This window comes from Phormidesmis sp. 146-20 (assembly GCF_052939475.1).
Genome location: NZ_JBJPHT010000098.1, coordinates 1 through 6,729, shown reverse-complemented (window position 1 = coordinate 6,729; position 6,729 = coordinate 1). Strand labels below are relative to the sequence as shown.

Sequence of the window (6,729 nt, the reverse complement as noted above, 5' to 3'; positions counted from 1 at the left end):
TTGGGGGGCAGAAGTGCTGAATAACGAAGCGAGAAAACTCCATCGAATTCACGTTGATTTATTGGCTGATTTTTTATATTCAACCAGAGCAGACTGATGAAAGGGTCTCTACACCAAAGCGAGTTCTGGTAAGGCTCCTTGCATTCGACCCAGCCAATCGATCAGATTTGACAACTGCTGGTCAGCGCTCAACATGCCCAACCCGCGCACTGTGACTTTACCCGGCATGAAGACAAAGCGCGATCGCAGATGTTCTGGCAAGTTTTCCTTTAATAAATTCCAGGCGGGTTCTTCCATTGGCGTTTCCAGAATCACATGCTGTTTGCCTTCGGGCTTGATGCGGGAGAAGCCGAGTTTTTTGGCGACTTGTTTGAGTTCCATGACGCGCAGCAGTTGGAGAGAAGCAGGGGGAATCGTGCCGTAACGATCGCTCCAGTCGGCGGCAATTTGCGTGAGTTCGGATTTGGATTGGGCAGAGGCCACCGATCGGTAAGCATCCATTTTTTGATCGAGATCGGGGATGTAGTCGGCAGGAATAAATGCCGTGAGGTTGAGATCGATCTGGGTGTCGTCCACTTTGGGAATCTCTTGCCCGCGGATTTCTTTGATAGCATCTTCGAGCATTTCCATGTAGAGGTCGAAGCCGATCGCGTCCATTTGACCAGATTGTTCGGCTCCCAGGAGATTGCCCACCCCGCGAATTTCCATGTCTCGCACCGCAAGCTGATAGCCCGATCCCAGTTGGGTAAATTCTTGCAGCGCGCGAAGTCTTTGTCTCGCGGCATCGGATAGCTGATGTTGTTTGGGGTAAAACAGCCAGGCGTGAGCCTGAATGCCAGCCCGTCCGACTCGACCGCGCAATTGATAAAGCTGAGACAGCCCAAATTTTTGAGCATCTTCGATCAAAATCGTGTTGACTCTGGGAATGTCTAATCCGGATTCGATAATTGTGGTGCAAAGCAGAATGTCGGCTTCCGCGTCTCCAAAGGTGAGCATCGTCGATTCGAGTTCGGCTTCGGGCATTTGACCATGTGCGATCGCAATCCTCGCCCCCGGAATCATCTCGCGAATCGTCGCTGAAATTTCTTCAATCCCTTCAACTCTGGGCACGACGTAGAAGACCTGTCCGCCACGATCGAGTTCTTGCCGAATCGCCGATCGAATCATTTCAGGGTCATAAGGGGACAAGTGAGTTTTAATCGGACGGCGAGAAGGCGGCGGTGTGGTAATCAAGCTCATTTCGCGGACACCAGACAGAGCCATATACAACGTTCTCGGAATCGGCGTAGCGCTTAAGGTGAGCACATCAACCTGTGTCCGCAGTGATTTAATTTTCTCTTTTTGGTTAACGCCAAACCGTTGTTCTTCGTCTACGACTAGCAATCCTAAATCTTTGATTTGAATTCCTTTTCCTAATAGCTGATGCGTTCCCACAACGACATCTAATTCTCCCGTTGCGAGGCGACGCTGAATATCTTTGCGTTCGTCAGCCGTGCGAAATCGATTCATCAAACCAATCTGAATTGGATAGGGCGCGAATCGTTCTTTAAGCGTGTGATAGTGCTGTTGAGTGAGAATTGTGGTTGGAGCTAATAACGCGACTTGCTTTCCCGCAGTCACAGCTTTGAAGATGGCCCGAATCGCGACTTCGGTTTTGCCAAAGCCCACATCGCCGCAGACCAGACGATCCATTGGGCGATCGCTCTCCATATCCAACTTGACATCTTGAGTCGCTTTAAGCTGGTCGGGAGTCGGCTGATAGGGAAACGAATCCTCCATTTCTTCTTGCCAGGGCATGTCGGCGGGATAAGAAAAGCCTTGCTGTTGGGCACGTTGGGCGTAGAGTTGCAGCAAATCCACGGCGACTTTTTTGATCGCTTTACGAACTTTGCCTTTGGTTTTTTCCCAGGCTTTGCTCGACATTTTGTTGAGTTGAGGCACTGCATCTCCCGCTCCCCGAAATCGAGACAGCGCACTGAGTTGATCTGCCGCGACTCTCAGCAATCCGTCGGCATATTGCAGCACCAAATATTCACGAGTTTCTTGATTGAGCGTCAGACTTTCTAGCTTGAGAAATTTGCCCACGCCATGATTTTTGTGAACCACATAATCGCCCGGTTGCAGCTTATTGGGATCGACCTGCTTAGACGCTGCGCGGCGACGTTTGCGAACATAACTGGGAGTGGTGAGGGTATGCTGACCAAAAAATTCACGATCGGTCACTACCACCAACCGAAACGTCGGCAAAATAAAGCCTTCTAGCTCCGCCAATCCAGAATATTTGACGGCAACGGGCACATGCTGAGTTTGCAGTTTGTCGATCGCCAAAAAGTCCCGTGGATTGGGCACAAACTGAGCAGGGCAATCGTGTTCTTGCAGCAGGGCGACCGATCGCGACGGTTGGGCTGACACAAGCCAGGTAGAGAACCCACGATCGCGCTCTCCTCTCAACGTTTCGGCCAACCGCCCGAACTGATGAGGCACCGCGGGAACGGGACGACTCGCTAAGTTCAAGCCATTTTTTTCTTCGGCAAGCTCGTTTAAGTAGAGGCGATCGAAGCATTCCACTTCAGACCGCGTTTCGGCAAAGGGGCGATGCAGTTTGGGGAAATTTGGAGATTGAACGGCTCCCACTTCTTGCCAATGTTCTTCGACGTGATCAAACCAGCGATCGGCGTGAGCCTCACACATTTCTGGCTCATCCAGAGCGATCAGCGTATTGTCCGGTAAGTAGTCCAGCAGAGAAGCAGGCTTTGAAAACGCCACACCCAGGAAACGACGCATTCCTGGAATCGCTTGTCCCTGTTCAAATTTCTCCAGATCTTCGGCAGACAAATAGGTTTCCGCTTGGCGAGACGTGAGAGCAGATTGGATGATCGGACTGAAACTCGTCGGCGTGAGAACAAGCGCTTGAATACGATCGAGCGATCGTTGTGTAGACGGGTCAAACTCCCGAATCTGATCCAACTCGTCGCCAAATAGCTCTAACCGCACAGGCAACTCAGCCGCGACTGGAAACACATCGATAATGTCTCCTCGTCGGCTCCACTGTCCCTCCGTTTCGACCAAATTCGTTCGCTCGTAGCCCAATCGGGTCAATTCGTTGCTCAAGGTGGTCAGATTAATTTCTTTGCCCCGCTCCAACGTCAAACAGTAGGGCGCAAACAGTTCGACAGGCGGGAGGTGGGGTTGAAGGGCGCGTTCGGTGGCGACGATCGCCAGTGAGGCGTGAGGCGTGAGGCGTGAGGAGGATTGAGTAGAAGCTTTGGATGGAGCATCATTCTCTTTGGTTTCGTCCCTCACTAAATCCGCCAACGTCTGCAACTGCCCCCAGGTCATCTCGGCTTCGGGGTCAAACGATTCGTAGGGCGAGGTTTCTGACGTGGGGTAGAAATGAACGGTTTGCCAACCCATCGCTTCGAGTTGGGCGGCCCAGCGTCCGGCTTCCTCTAGGGTGGCGGTGACGACGAGGAGGGGACGAGATTGCGCCTGAGCCAGCGTAGACGCGACAAATCCTTTGGGCAGTCGTGCCAGACCACTCAGCTTGAGAAACTGCTGCTGACCCAACTTATTAAGAAGTTCTGTGGTGAGGGGCGATCGCCCAAGCGCACGAGTAATCGAAGAAAATGCCATTGTCAAAAGCCGAGAGGGAGCATCTAAAGTTTGTCTATCTTTACATGTTAGGGGAAGGATTGAGGGATGAGGGATGAAGAGGGAGGAGGGAGGAGGGAGGAGATCGAGATTGGAGAGAGTTGTGTTTCTAATGGCAGATCTTCAGATGGGGATTCGTAGTCTCGATCGACCTTTTCAAAGCTTTTCTTTGCTTCAGGAATCCTTACTCGCCTGCTTCTTGGAGTATGAGATCGTATAAGCTTTGACTTCTAGATAGGCTTGAAAGATTTCGGAAGCTGTATTGCTCAGATGTCTGAGCCAGGAGCTTTGCTAAGTTCGTCAAATCGATCGATCATTTCTCGAATCTCGCTGGCTGCAAGGTTGGTTTCATCCGATTTGGAATACAGAGTGACCAGAAGAATGCAAACTTTGTCCCTCAGTTGGTAAATGACCCGATAGCCCGCACTTTTACCTTTTTGAAGGTCGCTGTTTTTGACACGGACTTTGAAGACAGTATTAGGATGTGCCAGGAATTTGGTCGTCGGGACGGTTTCCAGTTTCGAGGTCGTCGAACAGAGGTTGTAAATCAGACCGGATACTGCGATATCGTTTTGCTAGTTTGCGAAGTTGTGCCTGAAAGTCAAGTGAGACTAAGATCTCAATGGCAGAAGACTCAGACATCAATTCCATCCCAAAGTTCAGAAATGGGTTTTACTCTGCCTTCTTTGATGTCCTGTAAGGAGATTCGCAAATGGGCAAGAATGAGTTCGTTTGGGTCGTCGTCAGGGTCGCTTGGGGCAGTTAGGATTGCGCGATCGACAAGCAGTTGATAGAAATCATCGACATCCATCTCGATGACTTGGGCAGCTTGCTCAATCAGTAGGATTTTTTGTTGGAAAAGTGCGATTGCGAGTTCGGTACGCAGTTCGGCTTCGCTGAGGTGAAGAGAGTCGGGAAGGTCGATTGTGATTTGCATGATTTTGGCTCCTGTTGTCGTGGTGACTCTACTTCACGTCTTCGCTCACGCCTTCCAGGAATGCAATTGCGCCTTTGCCCCAGGGATTTGTCTCGACAAAGTGTTCGCCGACTTTGAGCGCTGCTTTCTTTCCACCGTTCCAAAGCCGTTTGAGATTGAGGAAGTTTTGCCAGCGAAGTTTGTCCTGCGATTCGATCAGTTTTGCTTCGACATCAATGATTTGTGCAATTGCAGTTTCATCCGTCACAGCGGCGTATTTCTGCTGCAAGCTAAGGATGAATGCTTGAAAATCGTTTACTAAGAGGTCGAGATTCTCAGTTGTGTGATGTTGTGTCCCAATCATGTCACCTTGAATCGTGATGTCGCCTGTGTTGATGTTGCCGTTTTGGTGGGTAATGTGGAACGGGGGCTGGTTATTAGGGATATGCGTCATGGGTATCGATTGAAGTTGTGTGAGCCAATGATCAATCCATTCTGTGGGAAATTCTTCTGGGCTGTCGGGTGAGCGGCTTTCCCACTGAGCCACGATGTCTGAAAGGATTTCTTTGAGATGACGCGCATTGGGGGAGCGATCGCTCCTCAATTGACCTTCAAGCAATTCCCAATAGTATTGTTCAGCAAGTTGCACCAATTGAGGGGTGGTGATTTGTCGATCGAGGAGTTGTTGTAAAGAAGCGAGGACGATCGAATGTAGAGATGCGATTTCGGCGTGATTGGTGTGAGTGTCTACCATCGATGTATCTCCTTTTCGGGGTCGATTTCTAGATGTCCCAGGTCGATCGATTGATGCGATTATCTCAATAACCGAATAAAGCCAGCTTGTTCAAAATGGTGGTCAGTGGTGAAGGCTTGTTGAATGTTGAATTGTTGCATCAAGACAAAGGATGAGCAGTCTACTAGTGACCAGGATTTATCAGGACGGCTTTTGCAGAGTTCCCAGGCGGTTTGGTCAGTGGCTTGATCGAGATGAATAATCTGAACGTAAGGAACAGTTTTGATCGCGTCTATGATTTCAAAGATGCGCGATCGAGGTTGACGAAGGGGGCGATGGAGTAGGGCAACCAGTTCGCTGATGATGTAGTTGCTGGTGATGAGCGTTTGTCTCTGTTGAAGCGCTTGGTTTAAAACTTGATTCGCTAGGGGATGACTCGGCTCTTGGGTGATGAAGAGACTTGCCCATCCTGAAGTATCGATGAATAGATTATTCATTTGGGTGCATTTCTTCGTAGAGGGCTTGACCAATGTAGTGGTCGTGATTTTCAGCGACATCGGAAATGTCTGTGTTGATGCAGCCAATGAGTTTTAGCAGAGGATCTGTCTTTGGATCGGGCATTGGGGAAGTCGGTGTCAGATTTTGGATTAGCAGTTGAAGAATCAGGGTTTCGGCAGATTGCTGGTTTTGTTCAAGTGCCCGATCGAGGGCTTGCTTTAGAGTGTCGTCGAGATCGAGCGTGAGGGTGAGGGAGTGAGACATGGCTGGCTCCGAAAGAATAGGATGAGAACAACTTGATTTTAGCCTGGGGGAGAAGTGCGATCGTCTTTTGATGCTGTGTGATTGTGTTGTTCGCCAATTTGATCGCCGTGGAGCGTGATGTCTCCAGTGTTGAGGTTGCCAACACGATCGATATTGTATTGATCTCCTTCGGTTTTATCGCCTGCAATGTAGTCTCCTTGAATGTAGAGGTGAGGGCGATCGCTCTCTTGTTGGGTTGGTCGATCGTTCTTCTGTGCTTCTAGATAGTCTTGAAAGATTTCGTAGTTGTAGTATTTGCAGTTCTCTTGGATGGCAAGGATAACGCGATGAGCATCTTGACCTGCATCGGTTGGAATTAAGGTTAGGAGGTGGGGGAGATGTTGAGCGATCGCGTTTGGGTGTTTCTTGGCAATCTTGCCTAACGCATGTGCTGCCATCCTACGCACATCGAAGTCAGAATCTTCTACCAGTTTGAGAAAGCCAGGAACATCCGTGTCAGACCTAATCGTGCCTAACGCATCTGCTGCATTCCCACGCACAATGAAGTCAGGAGGCTCTAGCAGTTTGAGCAAGCCAGGAACAGCCGTGTCAGACCCAATCTTGCCTAACGCATCGGGTATGTCAATAGTTTTGTGTCAAAGGTGAAAAGTTAGAGGGGAAATCGGTC

7 protein-coding genes are annotated in these 6,729 nt (G+C 49.9%); all 7 read right to left on the bottom strand.

The genetic code is table 11. The features are described from left to right. Positions 1 to 108: 108 nt before the first annotated feature. Positions 109 to 3,633 carry a transcription-repair coupling factor gene (gene mfd / locus ACKFKH_RS33145; protein WP_446862660.1) on the bottom strand — a complete coding sequence of 1,175 codons (3,525 nt, stop codon included), beginning with the start codon at positions 3,631 to 3,633 and terminating at the stop codon, positions 109 to 111. Between the two features lie 495 nt (positions 3,634 to 4,128). After that, on the bottom strand, positions 4,129 to 4,293 hold the full coding sequence (locus ACKFKH_RS33140; protein WP_446862659.1) for a hypothetical protein: 165 nt from the start codon (positions 4,291 to 4,293) through the stop codon (positions 4,129 to 4,131). Beyond that, positions 4,286 to 4,588, bottom strand: a complete 303-nt coding sequence (locus ACKFKH_RS33135) for a UPF0175 family protein (RefSeq protein ID WP_446862658.1) — start codon at positions 4,586 to 4,588, stop codon at positions 4,286 to 4,288. The genes ACKFKH_RS33140 and ACKFKH_RS33135 overlap by 8 nt, the downstream gene beginning before the upstream one ends. A gap of 28 nt (positions 4,589 to 4,616) precedes the next feature. After that, positions 4,617 to 5,321, bottom strand: coding sequence for a hypothetical protein (locus ACKFKH_RS33130; RefSeq protein WP_446862657.1), 705 nt, complete (start codon positions 5,319 to 5,321; stop codon positions 4,617 to 4,619). A 59-nt stretch (positions 5,322 to 5,380) separates the two neighbouring features. Continuing rightward, on the bottom strand, positions 5,381 to 5,797 hold the full coding sequence (locus ACKFKH_RS33125; RefSeq protein WP_446862656.1) for a type II toxin-antitoxin system VapC family toxin: 417 nt from the start codon (positions 5,795 to 5,797) through the stop codon (positions 5,381 to 5,383). Further along, positions 5,790 to 6,062: a hypothetical protein gene (locus tag ACKFKH_RS33120; RefSeq protein ID WP_446862655.1), complete on the bottom strand. Its 273-nt coding sequence runs from the start codon at positions 6,060 to 6,062 to the stop codon at positions 5,790 to 5,792. The genes ACKFKH_RS33125 and ACKFKH_RS33120 overlap by 8 nt, the downstream gene beginning before the upstream one ends. A 38-nt stretch (positions 6,063 to 6,100) precedes the next feature. Continuing rightward, positions 6,101 to 6,634, bottom strand: coding sequence for a HEAT repeat domain-containing protein (locus tag ACKFKH_RS33115; RefSeq protein WP_446862654.1), 534 nt, complete (start codon positions 6,632 to 6,634; stop codon positions 6,101 to 6,103). Positions 6,635 to 6,729: the final 95 nt, after the last annotated feature.